Source organism: Saccharothrix sp. NRRL B-16314, assembly GCF_000716595.1.
Lineage (GTDB): Bacteria > Actinomycetota > Actinomycetes > Mycobacteriales > Pseudonocardiaceae > Actinosynnema.
On the sequence record NZ_JNXC01000006.1, the window covers coordinates 216,596 to 235,148 of the forward strand.

An 18,553-nucleotide genomic window follows, 5' to 3' on the forward strand; every position below is an offset into this window, starting at 1 on the left:
GGTGGCGGTGCTCGTCACCGGCGGAGCCGTCAGTAGCGGTAGTGGTCCGGCTTGTACGGGCCTTCCGCGTCCACGCCGAGGTACTCGGCCTGGACCTTCGTGAGCGCCGTCAGCTTGGCGCCGACCGCGCTCAGGTGCATCCGCGCGACCTTCTCGTCCAGGTGCTTCGGGAGCATGTAGACCCCGACGCCGTACTCCTCGCGCTTGGTGTGCAGCTCGATCTGCGCGATGGTCTGGTTCGAGAACGACGAGGACATCACGAAGCTCGGGTGGCCCGTGGCGTTGCCCAGGTTGAGCAGGCGGCCCTCGGACAGCACGATGATCGAGTGCCCGTCCGCGAACTTCCACTCGTGGACCTGCGGCTTGATCTCGACGCGCTCGATGCCGGGCACGCGGGCGAGACCGGCCATGTCGATCTCGTTGTCGAAGTGGCCCACGTTGCCCACGACCGCGTTGTGCTTCATCTTGGCCATGTCCGCGGCCATGATGATGTCGCGGTTGCCGGTGGTGGTGATGAAGATGTCGCCGTCGGCGATCACGTCGTCCAGCACGACGACCTGGAGGCCGTCCATCGCCGCCTGCAGCGCGCAGATCGGGTCGATCTCGGTGACCACGACGCGGGCGCCCTGGCCGCGCAGGGACTCGACCGCGCCCTTGCCGACGTCGCCGTAACCGCACACGACCGCGAGCTTGCCCGCGATCATCACGTCCGTGGCGCGGTTGATGCCGTCGATCAGGGAGTGGCGGATGCCGTACTTGTTGTCGAACTTGCTCTTCGTCACCGAGTCGTTGACGTTGATGCCCGCGAACAACAGCTTGCCGGCCTTGTGCAGCTGGTAGAGCCGGTTGACGCCGTTCGTGGTCTCCTCGGTCACGCCGATGATGGACTTCGCCATGTCGGTGTACCGGGTCGGGCTGGACTCGAGCGAACGCCGCAGCGACTCGAGGATCAGCTTGTGGTCCTCGGGGTCGTCCTCGGCGGCCGACGGCACGGCGCCGGCGGCTTCGTACTCGACGCCCATGTGCACGAGCAGCGTGGCGTCACCGCCGTCGTCCACGATCGAGTCGGGGCCGCTGCCGTCGGGCCAGGTCAGCAGCTGCTCGGTGCACCACCAGTACTCCTCCAGCGTCTCGCCCTTCCAGGCGAACACCGAGCTGCCCTTGGGGTTGTCGACGGTGCCCTCGGGGCCGACGACGACCGCCGCGGCGGCGTGGTCCTGGGTCGAGAAGATGTTGCAGCTCACCCACCGGACGTCGGCGCCGAGGGCGGCGAGCGTCTCGATGAGCACGGCGGTCTGGATCGTCATGTGCAGCGAACCGGCGATCTTCTTGCCCGCGAGGGGCTGCTGGGGGCCGTATTCCCTGCGCAGCGCCATCAGACCGGGCATCTCCTGCTCGGCGAGCTGGATCTCCTTCCGGCCGAACGGTGCCAACGACAGGTCCGCGACCTTGAAGTCGGCCACCGAGCCCCCACTGTCGGCGGTCAGCTGGATCGTCACGTAGTTCTCCTCCGGGTCGCGTGTGACTGACAAACTCCGGCAGGGCGCGTGCACGGCGTAACCGGTCGTCCTCGTCACCCGGCCGAGCGTCGTTCCCCCACCTCGGGCGAGCCCTCGTCTCGCCGCCAGCGAGCTTATCGCGTTGGGGACAACCGCCACGCCGTGCCGCTGCGTGGGTGCGATCAGGCTGATGGATACCGCGTCGACCAGGTCAGATGTGCCCGAACCTGGCCAGCAGGTCGGCCAGGGTCGCGCCGCCGTTGATGAGGTCGCGCACCACGGCCTCCTTCTCCAGCAGCTCGTGCACCTCCGCCAGCACGGTGTCGGCCACGGCCGGTGGCACCACGCCGACGCCGTTCTCGTCGGCGACCACGATGTCGCCCGGGTTGATCACCGTGCCGCCGACCTCGATCGGCACGTTCACCCGGACGGGTTCACTCTGACCGGGTACCGCGGGTGGGCAGCGGCGCGGCACGACGGACCGGAACCACATCGGGAAGTCGAGGTCGCGCACCTCGTCGACGTCGCGCACCGCGCCGTCGACCACGCAGCCCGCGATGCCCGCCATCTGCGACAACGTGGTCATCAGGCCGCCCCACATCGCCAGGTCGACCCGGCCCTGGCAGGCCAGCACGACCACGTCGCCCGGCTGCGCGCGCGGCAGCACGGGGAGGATGTCGACCAGCAGGTCGGCGGGCAGGTCGACGGTGAGCGCCGGCCCGGCGATCTTGTGCTCCCGCTTGACCGTCTGCCAGCCGCCGATCGCCCCTACCTCCGGCGACGCGTCGGCGACCAGGCAGCTGGGGCTGTAGAAGCGCAGGATGTCGTTGAACGCCTCCACCTGCGCCTTGTCCGGGCGGACCAGATCGTTGTAGACGGCTTTCATCGTGTGCCTTTCTCGCGGGGGAAGGTCGGCCTGGTGCCTGGTCAGCGCCGCGCCCGGTCCGACGAGGCCAGCGCCGAGGCGAGCCGGCGCACGCCCTCCGGGATCGTCGCGTCGTCCACCCGGCTGTAGGACAGGCGCAGTTCGCGCTCGCCGCGCTGGTCCGGGTAGAACGCGGCGCCCGGCACGTAGGTGACGCCGGCGGCGCGGGCCGCCTCCTGGAACGCGTCCGGGTCGACCGTGTCGGGCGCGGTCAGCCAGGTGAAGAAGCCGCCGTCGGCGCGGGTGAAGCGGACGCCCTCGTGCAGGTGCTCCGCCAAGGCGTCGGTCATGATCCGGCACCGCGCCCGGTAGAAGGACCTCGACGCGAGGATGCCCTGGTCGAAGCGCCCGGACCGGCCGTAGTCCTCCAGCAGCAGCTGCCCGAGCCCGGAGGAGCACTGGTCGGTGTTCTGCTTGGCCCGGACGAGCTGGCCGACCAGGTCGGCGGGCGCGGAGATCCACCCGATCCGCATACCGGGCGTGAACGTCTTGGAGAACGTGCCGACCTGCGCCACCACGTCCGGTGCGAGCGACCACAGGCTCGGGCGGCGGTCGTCGCCGAAGCCGAGCTCGCGGTAGGCGACGTCCTCGACGATCAGCAGGCCGTGCCGCCGGGCGAGCGCCACCAGGGCGTGCCGGCGTTCCGTCGAGAGGCTGACGCCGGTCGGGTTCTGGTAGTCGGGGATCGTGTAGAGCAGCTTCGGCGGCGTCCCCGGGCCGGTCAGCAGGCGTTCGAGCGCGTCGACGTCCAGGCCGTCGGCGTCGACCGGTACGGCCTCGGTCCGGGCCGAGGCGCGCTGGAAGCTGACGAGTGCGCCCATGAACGTCGGCGCCTCCACTACCACCCGGTCACCGGGGTCGACCAGGCACTTCACCACCAGGCCGAGACCTTCCATCCCGCCGCTGGTGATCATCAGCTCGTCCTCGGCGGGACGCGTGCCGTCGTGGTCGGCCAGCCAGCCCGCGAACCAGTCGCGCAGACCGGCCAGACCGGCCGTCGGGCCGTACTGGAGGCTCGCCGGGTCCTGGAGGATCCGGGTGAAGCTCTCCTCCAGGGCTTCCCGCGGGAACGTCGCGGGGTGCGGGAACCCGCCGGAGAAGGCGATGGTCCCGTCGCCGCCCGCCTGCTTCAGGATCGCGGTGATCACGTCGCCGCTGTCGTCCGCGACGTGGCGGGCGAACATCCGCTCCCAGGGCAGTCGCCCGACCGCGTTGGGTGTCGTCACTGGCCGTTCCCCCTCCTCGTCTCACGCGTCCGCCAGTCCTCCGCCGGCCATGCCGGCGTGAGCGTGCGTGGTTCTCCGTTGTAGAGCAGCAAGGGCACGCCGTCACGCGTCCGAACGTGGTCGACCGCGGCCACGTGCAGAACGTGGTCGCCGGCCGGGTGCGACGCGCGGACCGTGCACACCAGTTGGACGAGTGCCCCGGTGATCAGCGGGATGCCGTCGTCCCAGGTGAAGTCCACCGCGTCGGCCATCGCCTCGATGCCCGCGAAGTGCCGCGACAGCGCGTGCTGCCCGGCGTTGAGCACCGAGACGCCGTAGCGACCGGTTTCGGTGATCCGCCGGTTCGACTTCGCCCGCGCCGCCACCGAGACCAGCACCAGCGGCGGCGCCAGGGACACGGACAGGAAGGCGTTGGCCGTCATCCCGTGCGCCTCCGGACCCGCCGGCCCGCCGGTGGCGGTGGTGATCACGGTCACCCCGCTGGCGAAGCGGCTCATCGCGCCGCGCAGGTCGCCCGGCGCCACACCGGCGGTGTCGAGCAGCCGTTCGGTCGTGCTGTCGGTCATCGACGTCCCCTCGACGTGCGTGGCCCGCGTCAGCCCCGGGCGACGACGGAGATGTCCGACGGGTCGTAGAGACCCGGCTGGGTCCAGCCGTCGAGGTCGTACTCGGACATGCACTTGTCGACGAAGCCCTTCAGCTCGTCGGCCATGCCGGAGCCCTCGTACGCCCACACGGTCTGGAAACGCACGGCCTCGTGGTCGCCGCCGTAGTTGCGCTCGTAGAGCTCGTGCCGGCCGCCGAACTCGGTGCCGATCGAGTCCCACAGGAGCTTCATCAGCTTGACCCGGTCGATGGCCTGCACCCCGTTGGAGCCGCGCAGGTACTGGTCCAGGTACGGGCGGATCTCGCCGTTCTTCCAGTCGGACGCGTGCGAGTTGAGGTAGATGAGGCTGCTGCCCAGGGTCTGCTCGAGGATTTCCTTGATCCGCGGGTAGCCGACGCCCATGAACGTCCGGTAGGCCATGCCGAACCGGCCGTTCGGCTGGACGCTGTCGCCGACCCACGCCTCGGGCGACTTCGCCATCGCGTCGGACAGGCCCCAGAACAGGTCGCGCCAGTTCAGGATCTCGCCGACCTGCGCCTGCACACCGCGGAAGGCGGACGTGCCGGTCATCTCGACGGCCTTCATCGCGCACCCGGCGATGAAGTCGAGCTTCACGGCGAGGCGCGTGCAGCCGTGGAACGTGAAGCGGTTGACGAAGCCCGAGCCGTTCGCGAACGCGTTGGCGGACTCCGCGTCGTACATGAAGACGTTCTCCCACGGCACGAGAACCTCGTCGAACACCATGATGGCGTCGTTCTCGTCCATCCGGCTCGACAGCGGGTAGTCGAACGGCGTGCCCATCGCCTTCGCGGCCATCTCGTAGGACGCGCGGCAGAACAGCTTGAGGCCGGGCGAGCCCATCGGCACGGTGAACACCAGGCCGAACTTCTTGTCCCGCAACGGCAATCCGTAATGCGCGATGAAGTTCGCGTTGGTGAGCGCGGAACCGGTGGCGACGACCTTGGCCCCCGACACGATCAGCCCGCTGTCGGTCTCCCTCTTCACGTGCACGCAGACGTCGGCCGTCTCGTCGGCCGGCTTGTGCCGGTCGATCGGCGGGTGCACGATCGCGTGGTTGAAGTACAGCAACCGCTCCTGCGCGTCCTTGAACCACCGCAGCGCGTTGGCCTGGTATTCGCCGTAGAACTCGGAGTTCACGCCGAGCGTGCCGAGGAACGCGGCCTTGTAATCGGGGGTCCGGCCCATCCACCCGTAGACCAGGCGCTGCCACGCGACGATCGCGTCGCGCGACTTCACCAGGTCGTCGGAGGTCCGCGCGGACTTGAAGAACGGGTGGGTGAAGCCGCCGTTGCCCGTCTCCGTCGGCACGCGCAGGACGCCTTCGGCTTCCGGCTCGTGCAATGCGTCGTAGAGGCGGGCGATCGAGCGCGCGCTGTTGTAGAACGCGGGGTGGGCGGTGACGTCGCGCACCCGTTCGCCGTAGATGTAGACCTCGCGGTCGTCGCGCAGTGATTCGAGGTACTGCGCGCCCGTCATCGGTCGGACATCGTTGGCCGTGCCTGCCGACTGGGGGTTGGGTGCGACGGTGGTCATGGGCTTCCTTCCCTGAACTGCGGTCTCGGGTGTGCGCGGCGTCATGCGGTCTGGAGGGTGGTGCCCGCCGCGGGCAGTCCATTCGCGGGTTCGAGCAGGAGCAGGTCGTCGACGATGTCCCGCGCGCGGTCCACCAACGACGGCATGCCGAAGGTGAAGAACAGGCTGCCACCGGCGAGGTCGCCGAGCGCGTGGAAGCGGTGGTCGGGAACGCCGTCCACGGTCAGCCGGCTGGTGGCCCGTTCGACGTGCACGCCGCCGCGCGGGTGCGCCTGGGCCAGCCCGGCACCCACCAGGCCGTCGACCAGTGGTTTCGCCATCGCCGACGTCGAGCGGACGGCGGGGTTCACCGCGTTGATGACGACGTCGACGGCCGTCGTGCGTTCGGCGACCGTGAAGGTGAAGCCCTCCCCCGCCACGGCGACCTGCCGCACGCCGGGGACGATCTCCAGCTGCCCGCGGTCGACCAGCCCGACGAGCTTCTGGGCTGCGGCTGCGGTCATGGGGCAGCAGATGCTCATCATCGCGCGGTAGTGGCGTCGGATCAGGCCGGACTTGTCCTCCTCGGAGAGGAGCGTCCACACGTCCGGTCCGGTCGCCGGCACGGCGTACTGGAGGATCCGCAGTGCGCGGTCGGGTGAATCGACGGCGGCGAGGTGCCGGCGCAGTCTGGTGGTCGGGTCTTCCCGGTCGAGCGAATCGAGTTCCGCGAGCACGGTCGCGGGGTTCTCCCCGGCGGAGATCAACTCGGCCCGCATCATCTCCACGAGCCGGTCGAGCCCCAGGGTCTCACCGCGTAACGCGGCGTCGCGTAACTCGTCCGGGCGGAAGTGGACCAGCTGGTGCGACAACGGCGTCTGCCGCACGGTCGGCAGCACCCCGCTGCGCGACAGCATGTGCACGCGCCCGCGATGTCCTTTTGCCGCCAACGCGAGCACGACGTCCACTCCGGTCAGCCCGCTGCCCAGCACCGCGACGTCCTGGTCCGGGTCGACCTGGCCGAGGGTCTTCGCCAGCGGGTACGGGTCGACCACGTAACCTGGCGTGCCCTTGAGCCCGTAGTCGTCGGGTGGCGCGCCACGGCCCGTGCAGAGGACGACACGGTCCACGACGGACACATCGCCGTCGTCGGTCGTCAGTATCACCCCATCATCCGATGTGTCCGCGGAGACGACCTGCTTGCGAACCACGGACACCCGCCACCCTGATTCGGCGAGGTGGACCAGCGCATCGCGGGCGGAGTCCTCCAGGTACTCGCCGTACATGGCGCGCGGGATGAACTTGATGCCGCACAGCGGGTCCATGTAGTCGTTCTCGCCCTGCGCCTTCGGGTACCGCGCCGCGAGCCATCGCGTGAAGTGCGCTTTGTCCCCGCTGCGGATCGTCATGCCCTCGGGTGCGATGTTGACCCGGACAGCGGTGACGTCCCGTTGGTACGGCCTTCCCCGCCAGAGGTGCGGTGAGGGGTCGAATACGGTGATCGCCCCGCCGCCTACGTCCGACCGGGCGAGTGCGTCGAGCAGGCACACGGTCGAGGCGCCGCCGCCGACGATCCCTATTCGTCTGTCGCTACGCATGGCGTCGAGCTCACCTGAGTCCCTCCTGGATCGTGCACGCACACGCCGACTGCCCCCGGTTCGGAGGCAGCCCAAGGGAGGCGCGTGCGAACGCGCCACTGGTCAATTGGAAGAATGGGATGCCCCAGCGGTGAAATGCAGCCAAGAAAAGTCCCCAGACCGGCTGCAAGGCGACTGGCGAGTTACCAGAACGCCCTCCCCTGCTTCGACGCTACCTGTCCGGATACCCGGGGTCAACCAACTCGTCGAGGGGTCCCACAGTGCGGCTTCGAACGCACTTGCTTGACCGGTCGGGGTCCCGTGTGGAAGATGGATCGAGGTCACCGGGGGGCGTGTTCACGTGGCATACCTTGAGCCATTCGGCCGAGGAGATGCCGACGGAGTCGTCCTTTCGGATTAATCTTCCACCCTCACCCACCAGCATCGCTCCAGCCCGGAGCGATGCTCCCGCACGCCGCGAGCAGAATCGCGGCCGACGTCTCAGATCTGCGCCGATAAGATTTCTCGATGCCGGTGTCCGCAATGCGGACGGAGTTGGGGAGATTTATGTCCGCAGCACTTGACGGACAAACCGGGCAAGTCCTCCCGGAAGTGCGACACCTGATCAACGGCGCCTCGGTGCCCGCAGCCGGCGGGGAGACGTTCGACACCCGTGACCCGCACGACAACACGGTGCTGGCGGCCGTCGCCCGTGGTGGCGCCGAGGACGCGCGTGCCGCCCTGACGGCGGCCCGCACGGCGTTCGACGAGGGCCCGTGGCCGCGGATGACGCCGCGCGAACGGGCCCGGGTGCTGCACGCCGTCGCGGACGCGGTCGAGGCGCACGGCGAAGAACTCGCCCAGCTGGAGACCCGTGACGCGGGCAAGATCATCCGCGTCACGCGGCACGCCGACATCCCGCGAGTGGCCCACAACCTGCGGTTCTTCGCCGACTACGCCAGTTTCGCGGCGGACTCGGCGTACCCGGACGGGCCACTGCTCTCCTACACGCTCCACCCGCCGGCGGGCGTCGTCAGCGCGATCAGCCCGTGGAACGCGCCGCTGATGCTGGCGACGTGGAAGCTCGCGCCGGCCCTGGCGTTCGGGAACACGGCGGTGCTCAAGCCCGCGCCGCAGACCCCGCTGACCGCGGCCAGGTTCGGGGAGATCGCCCTGGAGGCGGGCCTGCCCGAGGGCGTGCTCAACATCGTGCACGGTTTCGGCGGTGACGAGGTGGCCGGACCGCTCACCAGCGATCCGCGGGTGGACCGGATCACCTTCACCGGGTCGACCGCCACCGGGGTGAAGATCATGGCCGCGGCGGCGGCGAATCTCACACCGGTGTCGGCCGAATTGGGCGGGAAGTCGGCGAACATCGTCTTCGACGACGCGGACCTGGACGTCGCCGTGCCGGAGTCGATCAAGGCGGCATTCGCCGGCAACGGTCAAGTGTGCTTCGCGGGAACCCGCCTGTTCGTCCAGCGCGGCATCCTCGAAGAATTTTTGGCGCGGTTCACCGAAGCCGCGGCCAAGATCGTGGTCGGCGATCCGAAGGACCCGGCTTCGGACATGGGGCCGCTAATCGAGCAGCGCCACCTCGACAAAGTGCACGGCTATGTCGAACTGGCCGCCGAAGAAGGCGGGGAAATCATCGCCGGTGGTGCGCGGATGACGGCGGCCGGTTTGGCCGACGGTTTCTACTACACCCCGACGATCGTCACCGGGTTGTCCAACGACAGCCGCACCGCGCAAGAGGAGATCTTCGGACCGGTGGAATCGGTCATCCCCTTCGACACCGAAGAGGAAGCGATCACGCTGGCGAACGCGAGCCGTTACGGCCTGTCCGGAATCCTGTTCACCCGGGACCTGGACCGCGCGCACCGGCTGGCCGCCCGGTGGCGGGCCGGCACGGTGTGGATCAACACGTACTTCGACCGCGACCTGCGCCTGCCGTTCGGCGGGGAGGGCGCCAGCGGTGTCGGCCGGGAGGGCGGCCAGTACTCGCGCGAGTTCTTCACCGAGCCGCGAGCCGTCATGGTGCGCGTTCGCTGAGCCGTCGAGCCGAACCGTCGAGCCGAACCGGGCCGTCGGGCCGCGCCGTACCGAGCCCGTCGCGCCATCACAGGACGTCCACGTACGAAAGGGGAGGAATGGTCTCGACCGAGATCGCCCAGGAGAAGCAGGGCAAGCACCCGCCCGAGCGCCCGACGCGCCCGTACGGCTACCTGGTCACCGCGACGTCGCGGGTGGCGCAACGCGCCCTGGGCGTGGACCGGCCGGTGTTCGCGGAGCTGGCCGCCGCGGACTTCCGGCCGGAGCACCAGCCGATCGACGTCCGGTTCACCGCGCCCACCGTCCAGACCGGACTCGCGTTCGTGCTCGGCCGTCCGCTCGCGGGACCGGACGTGACGGTGGTGGACGTCGTCCGCGCGGTGGACCACGTGCTGCTCGCGGCCGACATCAGCGAATCGCCGGAATCGGAGGCACCCGCAGGGGCGCGCCGGGTCGTGGTGCTGGGCACACGACCGTCCGGTGTGGACGGTATCGACCTGCGGCTGGCGGGCTGCCTGCTGCACCGCGACGGCGAGCTCGTCGAGACGGGCGCCGGCGGGATGATGCTCGGCTCCCCGCTCAACGCCCTGGTGTGGCTGGCGAACGAGGTCTGCGCGGAAGGGCTCGCGCTGGCCGCGGGCCAGGTCGTGCTCGTGTGCTCGATGACCAGGCCGGCCGCCCTGCCGGCGGGTGCGGCGGCCGTCGTCTCCGTGCCCGGCCTTGGTTCGGTCACCGCGGTGCTCGGGGCGTGACGGCGATGGAGGGAACCCAGATGACCGGAGCCACCGACATCCGCCCCGGCGACGTCGCCCGCGCCGCGCAGGTCCTGCTGGACGCCGAGCGGTCGCGGACCGCACGAGGTCCGATCACCGGGCTGTGGCCGGACCTGGACCTGACCACCGCGTACACGATCCAGTTCGAGGCGCTGCGCCGCCGCCTGGACCGGGGTGAACGGCTGATCGGCGTGAAGCTCGGCCTGACCTCGCGCGCCAAGCAGCGGCGGATGGGCATCGACTACCCGTCGCTGGCCTGGCTGACCGACGCGATGGTCCTGCCCGCCGGCGCGCCGCTGCCCCGGGAACGGCTGATCCACCCGAGGGCGGAGCCCGAGATCGTGTTCGTGATGGGTGAACGGCTGGTCGGGCCCGGAGTCACCGCGGCAACGGCACTGCGCGCCGTCGCGAGCGTGCACGGCGGGATCGAGGTCATCGACAGCCGGTACCGCGACTTCAAGTTCACCATGCAGGACGCGGTCGCCGACAACAGCTCGTCCGGCCTGTTCGTCCTCGGGCCGGTCTCCGTCGCGCCCGAACGGCTCGACCTCGCGCACGAGGCCTGCCTGTTGGAAGTGGACGGCCAGGTCGAGGACGCCGCGACGGGCGCCGCCGTGCAGGGACACCCGGCCGAGGCGCTGGCGCTCGCGGCCAACCTCCTCGGCGCCAGGGGTCTCGCGATCGAACCCGGCTGGCTCGTGCTCACCGGCGGCATGACGGACGCCGTCCACGTCACGCCCGGCGCCCGCGTCGCCGCCCACTTCACCACCCTCGGAACCGTGACGCTCGCAGGAGGCTGACCGTGCCGTTCATCGACGTTTCCCTCGGGACCGGGCGCACCCCGCAGCAGATCCGGGACCTGATCCACGAGCTGACCGAGGCCGCGCACCGGGCCGTCGGCGCGCCGAAAGCCAACATCCGGGTCGTCATCAGAGAGGTCGAGCCGGAGCACTGGGCGGCAGGCGACGTCACCATCGCCGAGCGGACTTCCGCCGCGGCGGCCACCACCGAGCACAGTGAACAGGAGAAATGACGATGTCCGACCTGGACCCGGAGTTCCGCCGGCACGAGATCGCCCACCTGGCCCGGGTGGAGTTGCACACACCCGACCCCGACGGCACCCTGTGGTTCTTCAAGGACCTGCTCGGCATGTACGAGACCTACCGCGAGGGGCAGTCGGTCTACCTCCGCGGCTACGAGGACCCGTACCAGTGGAGCCTGAAGGTCACCGAGGCCGCGCAGCCGCGGATGGACCACTTCGCCATGCGGACCGCGTCGCCGGACGCCCTGGAGCGGCGGGTCAAGGCGATCCGGGACGGCAACGTCGAGGGCCGCTGGCACGACGGCGACTACGGGTACGGCAAGACCTACCAGTTCGACACCCCCGACGGCCACCGGATGAACCTGCTGTGGGAGGTCGAGAAGTACCAGGCGCCGCCGGAGCTGAAGAGCAAGATCCTCACCCGGCCGTCGAAGAAGCCGTTGCAGGGCCTGCCGATCAAGCGCATCGACCACCTGAACCTGCTCGCCAGCGAGGTCACCCCGACCAAGAAGTCCTTCGAGCGCTACCTGGGCATGCAGACCCGTGAGCGGGTCGTCGACGGCGAGGTCGAGATCGGTGCCTGGCTGAGCAGCAACATCCTCGGCCACGAGATCGCGATCATGCACGACGCACGCGGCGCGCGGGGCCGCCTGCACCACGTGGCGTTCTACTACGGCGTGCAGCAGCACACCGTGGACGCCGCGGAGATGTTCCGGGACTACGACATCAAGATCGAGGCGGGACCGGACCGCCACGGCATCACCCAGGGCGCGTTCCTGTACGTGTTCGAGCCCGGGGGCAACCGGATCGAGCTGTTCGGCGACCCGGGGATCCTGGAGCTGGAGCCGGACTTCGAGACCAGGACGTGGACGATGGCGGACATCGACACGGCCACCGCCATCGGCGGCACGAACCTGCCCCAGGAGACGTACTTCACCTACGGCACGCCCCCCGTGGACGACCCCGAGGCCGAAACGGCCTGACGCCTCGCACGGTCTGCCGGTGCCGCCGGTGGTGACGAGTGGCCCACTCGTCACCACCGGCGGCGCCACCACGAGCACTCACCAGGAGGAAGGCGTGACGACCACACCCGTTCGCAGGAAAGCGGCCAACTTACGGGGAAGGGCCGCGTTGTTGGGGCCCGCCTTCGTGGCCGCGATCGCCTACGTCGACCCCGGCAACGTCGCGACGAACACCGCGGCCGGCGCGCGTTACGGCTACCTGCTCGTCTGGGTCCTCGTCGCGGCGAACGTCGTGGCGGGTCTCGTCCAGTACCTGTCGGCGAAGCTCGGCCTGGTCTCGGGGCGCTCGCTGCCCGAGGCGGTCCGGGACCGGCTGCCCAAGCCCGCTCGGCTGGCGTACTGGGGGCAGGCCGAGATCGTCGCGATGGCGACCGACCTGGCCGAGGTGCTGGGCGGTGCCATCGCGCTGAACATCCTGTTCGGCCTGCCGCTGCTGTGGGGCGGCCTGATCACCGGCGTGGTGTCGACCGTCCTGCTGTTCGTGCAGGACCGACGGGGTCAGAAGCCGTTCGAGCGGCTGATCACGACGTTCCTGGTCGTCATCGCGTGCGGGTTCGCGGCCGGGCTGCTCGTGTCACCGCCTACTGCCGAGGTGTTCGGTGGCCTCGTGCCCCGCTTCGACGGCACCGACAGCGTGCTGCTGGCCGCCGGGATGCTCGGCGCCACCGTGATGCCGCACGCCGTGTACCTGCACTCGGCGCTGGCGCGTGATCGCCACGGCCACGTCACGGGGTCCGCGGTCCGACGCGTCCTCGCCGCCACGCGCGCCGACGTGGTGATGGCGATGTTGCTGGCGGGCGCGGTCAACCTCGCGCTGCTGCTGGTCGCGGCGAGTGCGCTCCGGGGTTCGGAGAACATCGACGAGGTGTCGGGCGTGCACGCCGCCATCGGCTCGACCCTGGGCGGCGGGATCGCCTTCCTGTTCGCGATCGGCCTGCTGGCTTCCGGTCTGGCGTCGACGGCCGTCGGGAACTACTCCGGCGCGGTGGTGCTCGACGGGCTCCTGCACGTGCGGGTTCCGCTGATGCTCCGCCGGGTCGTCACGCTCGTCCCGGCCCTCGCGCTGCTCGCATCGGGGTTCGACCCGACGGACGCGCTCGTGCTCTCGCAGGTCGTGCTGTCGATGGGCATCCCGTTCGCGCTGGTCCCGCTGGTCCGGCTGACGTCGTCGGTCGCCACGATGGGAGACCACGTCAACCGGCGGGCGACCACCGCGTGCGCGTGGATCGCGGTGGTGGCGATCATCGCGCTGAACCTGACCCTGGTCGCTCTGGTGGTGACCGGTTGAGACGGGGGCCGTTCGGCTGAACGATCAGCCGACGAAGTGCAACCAGCGTCTCAAATCATTCGCCGGAAACCCGAAGTCCCCAATGTCTTCTGCGTATTCGGCAATGGCGCCCGAAGATTTGCTGCTCTAGCGTCTGCTCACGTTCGCGCGAACACGTTCGGCACGCCGTGACCGGTGAGCGGCCTGTCCCGCTCGCCGGTCCTGACGCTGGAATCAGGGAGTGAACGTGAAGGAACCTGTTCGCCGATCCTCAGCCCGACGGGTGGCGATGGCCGGGGTGGCCCTGGCCGCCGCGTCCGCCGTGCTCGCCCCGCCCGCCGTCGCCCAGGCGGAGATCAGCCCGGCCGCCTGCGCGAACCCCGGTCAGGTGCTGGTCAACCCCGGCTTCGAGAGCGGTCCGACCGGCTGGGACGGTGCAGACTGGTCGATCCACACGTGGACCGGGGATGCCGCGCCCCGCACGGGCAGCTGGTCGGCGTGGCTGGGTGGCACAGCCGCACCCACGGTCGAGTCGCTGCGCCAGACCGTCACCATCCCCGCGGGCTGCACCAATTCGACGCTGTCCGTGCACGTGAAGATCGACACGGCGGAGACCCTGCCGGTCGCGTACGACACCCTGACCGTGAAGGTCGGCAGCACCGTGGTCGGCCGCTTCTCCAACGTGGACAAGGGTGACTACCGGCTGCGGTCGTTCAACGTCGGCGCCTTCGCCGGCCAGACCGTGACCGTCAGCTTCACCAGCCGCGAGGACTGGGACGTGCAGACCTCGTTCATCCTGGACGACGTCGCGCTGACGACCGGCTGACCGGGTGTCCGCGTGCCCGGCGGAACTCTCCGTCGGGCACACGGCATTCCGACGTCGCGGGGGCGGGTGAGTAGACGACGAGCGCCTGGTCGGCTTCCGGCACCAGCAGGACGTCGCAGTCGAAGGCGAGGCGGCCGAGTTCCGGGTGCCGGACGGTGATGGCGGTGGTGCGCACCCGCCCCGAACGGCCGGCCCGCCACAGCCGGTCGAAGCGTTCGCTGCCGGCGCGCAGTTCGGCGACGAGCTGTTGGAGATCGGGGTCTGCGGGATAGCGGGCGTGCGCGGTTCGCAAACACCCGACGCAGTCGGCGGCGGTCGCGTCGTCGTCTTCCGGGGTGAGCGCCATCGAGGACGGACCGGTACCGAGGAATCGCTGTCGGATGACGTTGCGCTGCGCGGGTGGCCATTCGGCGAAGTCGCCGAACAGCGCGGCGGCGAGTGGGTTCCAGGCCAGCACATCGGATTTGGCCGACAACACCACGGCGGGCACGTCCCGCATCCGGCCCAGGAGGCGGGCGACGCTCGGACCGACCGCCATCGGCACGCGCCCGGCTCGCGGCGGTTCGGAACCGGCGAGCCGGAACACCAGGTCCCGGTCGTCGTCACCGAGCCGCAGGGCTCGCGTCAGCGCACCCAGGACCTGGCCGGACGGCTTGGGCCCACGTCCCTGTTCGAGCCGGACCACGTAGTCGACGCTGAGGCCCGCCAGGTGGGCGACCTCCTCGCGGCGCAGTCCCGGCACCTGTCGGTGCGAGCCGGGCCGGAGACCGACGTCGACCGGTTTCACCCGCGCGCGTGCGGTGCGCAACACCGCGGCCAGCTCGGCTCTGTCCACTTGTCCATCGTGCCCCGAGGCGTGATCGTCGGGGTAGGACCGCGAGTCCCAGGCGTTGGCGGTCCTGGTGGACGCCCGTTCCGGCCCGCGATGCTGACGGCATGACGACGACGGCGCTGGTGACCGGTGCGAACAGGGGTTTGGGGCGCGAAACGGTGCGGCGGCTCGCTTCGCTGGGCTGGCGGGTGTTCCTCGCGGCACGGGACACGACGCGCGGCACGGCGGCGGCGGCCGAGCTGGCCGCGGCCGGTCTGGACGTGGAGTTCGTGCCGCTCGACGTGACCTCCGAGTCGTCCGCGGCGACGGCCGCCGGGCTGGTGGAGGTCCGGGCGGGGCGACTGGACGTGCTGGTGAACAATGCCGGTGTCGGTGGGCCGGACCTCCCGCCGGCCGACACGGACGGCCGCGCCCTGCGGGAGGTGTTCGAGGTGAACGTGTTCGGGCCGGTCCGGGTGACCCGGGCGTTCCTGCCGCTGCTCCGGGCCGCCGAGCACCCCAGGGTCGTGATGGTGTCCAGCGGGACTGGGTCGGTCGCCACCGTCACCGACCCGAAACTGAGCGGCCTGGTGCCTCCCGTGCTCGGCTACCCGGCGTCCAAGGCGGCGTTGAACATGATCACCACCCAGTACGCCCTCGCCCTGCCCGACATCAGGGTCAACGCGGTGGACCCCGGCTACACCGCGACCGACATGACCGGCCACGCGGGCTTCCAGACGGTGGTCGAAGGCACCGATGCGATCGTCCGGCTGGCGACCACCGCCCCGGACGGCCCCACCGGCGGGTTCTTCGACCGGACCGGACCGGTCCCGTGGTGACCGCAGGCATCGACGATGGAGACCTTGTGGACGTTCCGAGCACCGTCCTGTCGGTCGGACTGCACCCCGGTGCAGTCGACTACAGCCGCTACCCCGGCCTGGACCGACCCACCCTGACCGCGCGGATCGAGGCGGGCGAGGCCGCGTTGCGCGCGGCCGGGTTCGACTTCGTCTCGTGCCAGGTGTCGGCGGTGCCGGACGAAGCGGAGGCGACGTTGCGGGCGTGCGCCGCCTCCGGACCGTTCCGGGTGGCGATGATCGGTGCGGGCGTCCGCATGGCGCCCGACCACACCCTGCTGTTCGAACGCCTGGTCAACGTGCTGGTCGAAGTCCAGCCGAGCATCAGGTTCTGCTTCAACACCTCCCCCGAGACCACCATCGACGCCCTCCGCCGCTGGGTCCGACCGTCCTGATCGGATGACGGTCCCGGTCGGGTGCCGCGCCGGCCGGTGACCGCCGGGAATTGTCGGTGGTCGCCGGTAACTTGTACGCCGTGGATGCCGGGGAACGGATTCGGGAACTCGCGGACCAGGTCGTGGTGCTGCGTGACGCTTACTACCGGGGTTCGCCGTTGGTGGCGGACGCCGAGTACGACGCGATCGAGGACGAGTTGCGGGGGCTGATCGACGCCAACCCCGGGTTGGCGCCCGACCCCAACCCGCTGGAGCAGGTGGGCGCGCCGGGGGTGCTGCACGCGCCCGTCCGGCACTCGCGGCCGATGCTGTCGCTGGAGAAGGCGACCCGACCCGAGCAGGTCGCCGCGTTCTTCGACCGCTTCCCCGGCCAGCCGGTGGCGGTCATGCCGAAGCTGGACGGGCTGTCGCTGGCCCTGGTCTACGAGGACGGGAGGCTGGCGCGTGCCGTCACCCGCGGCGACGGCACCACCGGTGACGACGTGACCGTGCTGGTGAAGGCGCTGGTCGACGGGGTGCCGGTGCGGGTCGCCGCGCCGGGGCGGGTCGAGGTGCGCGGCGAGGCGGTGATGCTGCGCTCCACGTTCACCGCTTACAACGTCGCGCACCCGGACAAGCCCCTGATCAACCCGCGCGGGGCCGCCGCCGGCACGTTGCGGGCGAAGGACCCGGCCACGGTCGCCGAACGCCGCCTGACGTTCTTCGCCTTCGACCTCGACACGTCCACCGACCCGGACGCCTGGAACGACCTGGAGAACGGCCTGCGGGCGCTCGGGTTCACCGGCGCCGACATGCGGCACTGCGTCGACGCCGCCGAGGCGCAGGCGGTGATCGGGGAGATCGAGGCGCAGCGCAACGACCTCGACTACGACCTGGACGGGGCCGTGCTGCGGCTGGCCGACCGGAGCGCCTACGCCGCCGCCGGCACCCGCTCGAACTCGCCCCGCGGCGCGTTGGCGTTCAAGTTCGCCGCCGAGGAGAAGACGACCGTGCTGGCCGATGTGGTCTGGGACGTCGGCAAGACCGGCAAGATCGCCCCGGTCGCCTGGCTGGAGCCGGTGTTCGTCGGCGGCACGACGGTGACCAGGGCGACGCTGGCCAACCAGGAGGTCATCCGGGCGCGCGGCATCATGATCGGGGACACGGTGCTGGTCCGCCGCGCGGGTGACGTGATCCCGTTCGTCGCCGGGGTGTTGGACGAGTCGAAGCGCACGGGCGCGGAGCGGGAGATCGTGCCGCCCGACGCGTGCCCTTCGTGCGGGCACGGGCTGACCGAGCAGGGCAACAGCCGTGAGCTGTTCTGCACCAACGTCGCCTGCCCCGCGCAGACCGTGCGCAGGTTGATCCACTGGGCGTCGCGGGCGGCGGCGGACATCGAGGCCGTCGGTCCGGTGTGGATCGAACGGCTCGCCGAGGCAGGCATCCTCGAACACCCGTCGGACCTGTACAGCCTGACCAAGGAGCAGCTGCTGGAGTTCGACCGCATCGGCGAGACCTCCGCGACCCGCATGATCGAGTCGATCGCCGCGAGCCGGGCCGTCGGCCTGCGCCGGGCGCTGATCGGGCTCGCCATCCCGATGGCCTCCGAGGGCACCGCCACCCGCCTGTGCCGCGCGGGGTTCGGCTCGCTGGAGGAGGTCGCCGACGCGGGCGAGGAACGGCTCGTGGCGGTCGACGACATCGGGCCGAAGGTCGCGGCCTCCCTGATCGAACACCTCACCCGGCTGCGGCCCGAGCTGGAGCGCCTGCGCGAACGCGGCGTCTCGCTGGACGTGCGGGAAGAGGACCTGCCGCCGGTCGTCGCGTCCGACGCGCCGCTGGCCGGCAAGACGGTGGTGATCACCGGCGCGATCAGCGACCCGCGTTCCGGCGAGAAGGTGCCCCGCCCCACCTTCCAGCGGCTGTGCGAGAAGGCGGGCGCGACCACCGCGTCCTCGGTGTCGGCGAGCACCGACATGCTCATCACCGGCGCGGACGTCGGCGCGAGCAAGATCACCAAGGCCGAGAAGCTGGAAGTCGAGGTGGTCGACCAAGGCGTGATCTGGCAACAGCTCATCGCGGCGGGCGTCGCCTGAGCCCTTGGCGGCACGTGCGTCGGGAGCGCCGCGTACCGGAATCGGGTGGTGATGTGGTCGCGGCGC

17 protein-coding genes are annotated in these 18,553 nt (G+C 70.5%); 10 read left to right on the forward strand and 7 right to left on the reverse strand.

The window, feature by feature from the left end:
* Positions 1 to 29 precede the first annotated feature (29 nt).
* From ahcY to OQ02_RS13195, 6 genes are all read right to left on the reverse strand, one after another.
* Positions 30 to 1,499 carry an adenosylhomocysteinase gene (gene ahcY / locus OQ02_RS13170; protein ID WP_197043313.1) on the reverse strand — a complete coding sequence of 490 codons (1,470 nt, stop codon included), beginning with the start codon at positions 1,497 to 1,499 and terminating at the stop codon, positions 30 to 32.
* Positions 1,500 to 1,710: 211 nt separating this feature from the next.
* The gene (locus OQ02_RS13175) at positions 1,711 to 2,385 is read right to left on the reverse strand and encodes an RraA family protein (protein ID WP_033438647.1); all 675 of its coding nucleotides are present in this window, start codon (positions 2,383 to 2,385) and stop codon (positions 1,711 to 1,713) included.
* A gap of 41 nt (positions 2,386 to 2,426) precedes the next feature.
* Positions 2,427 to 3,650 carry an aminotransferase-like domain-containing protein gene (locus OQ02_RS13180; RefSeq protein ID WP_051772241.1) on the reverse strand — a complete coding sequence of 408 codons (1,224 nt, stop codon included), beginning with the start codon at positions 3,648 to 3,650 and terminating at the stop codon, positions 2,427 to 2,429.
* Positions 3,647 to 4,216: a flavin reductase family protein gene (locus OQ02_RS13185; RefSeq protein ID WP_063747050.1), complete on the reverse strand. Its 570-nt coding sequence runs from the start codon at positions 4,214 to 4,216 to the stop codon at positions 3,647 to 3,649. The genes OQ02_RS13180 and OQ02_RS13185 overlap by 4 nt, the downstream gene beginning before the upstream one ends.
* 29 nt (positions 4,217 to 4,245) lie before the next feature.
* On the reverse strand, positions 4,246 to 5,811 hold the full coding sequence (locus OQ02_RS13190) for a 4-hydroxyphenylacetate 3-hydroxylase family protein (RefSeq protein ID WP_033438648.1): 1,566 nt from the start codon (positions 5,809 to 5,811) through the stop codon (positions 4,246 to 4,248).
* Between the two features lie 41 nt (positions 5,812 to 5,852).
* Positions 5,853 to 7,388 (reverse strand): FAD/NAD(P)-binding protein, encoded by a 1,536-nt coding sequence (locus tag OQ02_RS13195; protein WP_081915582.1) that lies wholly within the window; start codon positions 7,386 to 7,388, stop codon positions 5,853 to 5,855.
* 591 nt (positions 7,389 to 7,979) lie between these two features.
* Between OQ02_RS13195 and OQ02_RS13200 the strand changes: the two genes are divergently transcribed.
* The 7 genes from OQ02_RS13200 to OQ02_RS13230 all read left to right on the forward strand — a co-directional run bounded on the left by OQ02_RS13200 (position 7,980) and on the right by OQ02_RS13230 (position 14,349).
* Entirely contained in the window at positions 7,980 to 9,419 is a 1,440-nt protein-coding gene (locus tag OQ02_RS13200; protein ID WP_231499995.1) for an aldehyde dehydrogenase, read from the forward strand.
* A gap of 98 nt (positions 9,420 to 9,517) precedes the next feature.
* Positions 9,518 to 10,171 (forward strand): hypothetical protein, encoded by a 654-nt coding sequence (locus tag OQ02_RS13205; RefSeq protein WP_051772243.1) that lies wholly within the window; start codon positions 9,518 to 9,520, stop codon positions 10,169 to 10,171.
* A gap of 20 nt (positions 10,172 to 10,191) precedes the next feature.
* Positions 10,192 to 10,992, forward strand: coding sequence for a 2-keto-4-pentenoate hydratase (locus OQ02_RS13210; RefSeq protein ID WP_033438746.1), 801 nt, complete (start codon positions 10,192 to 10,194; stop codon positions 10,990 to 10,992).
* A gap of 2 nt (positions 10,993 to 10,994) precedes the next feature.
* Positions 10,995 to 11,225, forward strand: coding sequence for a 2-hydroxymuconate tautomerase (locus OQ02_RS13215; protein WP_033438650.1), 231 nt, complete (start codon positions 10,995 to 10,997; stop codon positions 11,223 to 11,225).
* A gap of 2 nt (positions 11,226 to 11,227) precedes the next feature.
* The gene (locus OQ02_RS13220; protein WP_033438651.1) at positions 11,228 to 12,217 is read left to right on the forward strand and encodes a VOC family protein; all 990 of its coding nucleotides are present in this window, start codon (positions 11,228 to 11,230) and stop codon (positions 12,215 to 12,217) included.
* 31 nt (positions 12,218 to 12,248) lie between these two features.
* Positions 12,249 to 13,544: an Nramp family divalent metal transporter gene (locus OQ02_RS13225; RefSeq protein WP_081915598.1), complete on the forward strand. Its 1,296-nt coding sequence runs from the start codon at positions 12,249 to 12,251 to the stop codon at positions 13,542 to 13,544.
* Positions 13,545 to 13,770: 226 nt separating this feature from the next.
* Entirely contained in the window at positions 13,771 to 14,349 is a 579-nt protein-coding gene (locus tag OQ02_RS13230) for a hypothetical protein (RefSeq protein ID WP_156077022.1), read from the forward strand.
* On the opposite strand, the gene OQ02_RS13235 is transcribed toward OQ02_RS13230, so the two are convergent.
* Positions 14,315 to 15,184, reverse strand: coding sequence for a helix-turn-helix transcriptional regulator (locus tag OQ02_RS13235; protein ID WP_063747051.1), 870 nt, complete (start codon positions 15,182 to 15,184; stop codon positions 14,315 to 14,317). The two genes, OQ02_RS13230 and OQ02_RS13235, sit on opposite strands and share 35 nt — an antisense overlap.
* Positions 15,185 to 15,285: 101 nt before the next feature.
* On the opposite strand from OQ02_RS13235, the gene OQ02_RS13240 reads away from it, so the two are divergent.
* The 3 genes from OQ02_RS13240 (at position 15,286) to ligA (ending at position 18,487) form a co-directional block, all read left to right on the forward strand.
* Positions 15,286 to 15,999, forward strand: coding sequence for an SDR family oxidoreductase (locus OQ02_RS13240; protein ID WP_033438653.1), 714 nt, complete (start codon positions 15,286 to 15,288; stop codon positions 15,997 to 15,999).
* A 26-nt stretch (positions 16,000 to 16,025) separates the two neighbouring features.
* Positions 16,026 to 16,412: a hypothetical protein gene (locus tag OQ02_RS13245; protein WP_231499996.1), complete on the forward strand. Its 387-nt coding sequence runs from the start codon at positions 16,026 to 16,028 to the stop codon at positions 16,410 to 16,412.
* Between the two features lie 80 nt (positions 16,413 to 16,492).
* Positions 16,493 to 18,487 (forward strand): NAD-dependent DNA ligase LigA, encoded by a 1,995-nt coding sequence (gene ligA / locus OQ02_RS13250; protein ID WP_033438750.1) that lies wholly within the window; start codon positions 16,493 to 16,495, stop codon positions 18,485 to 18,487.
* Positions 18,488 to 18,553 lie beyond the last annotated feature (66 nt).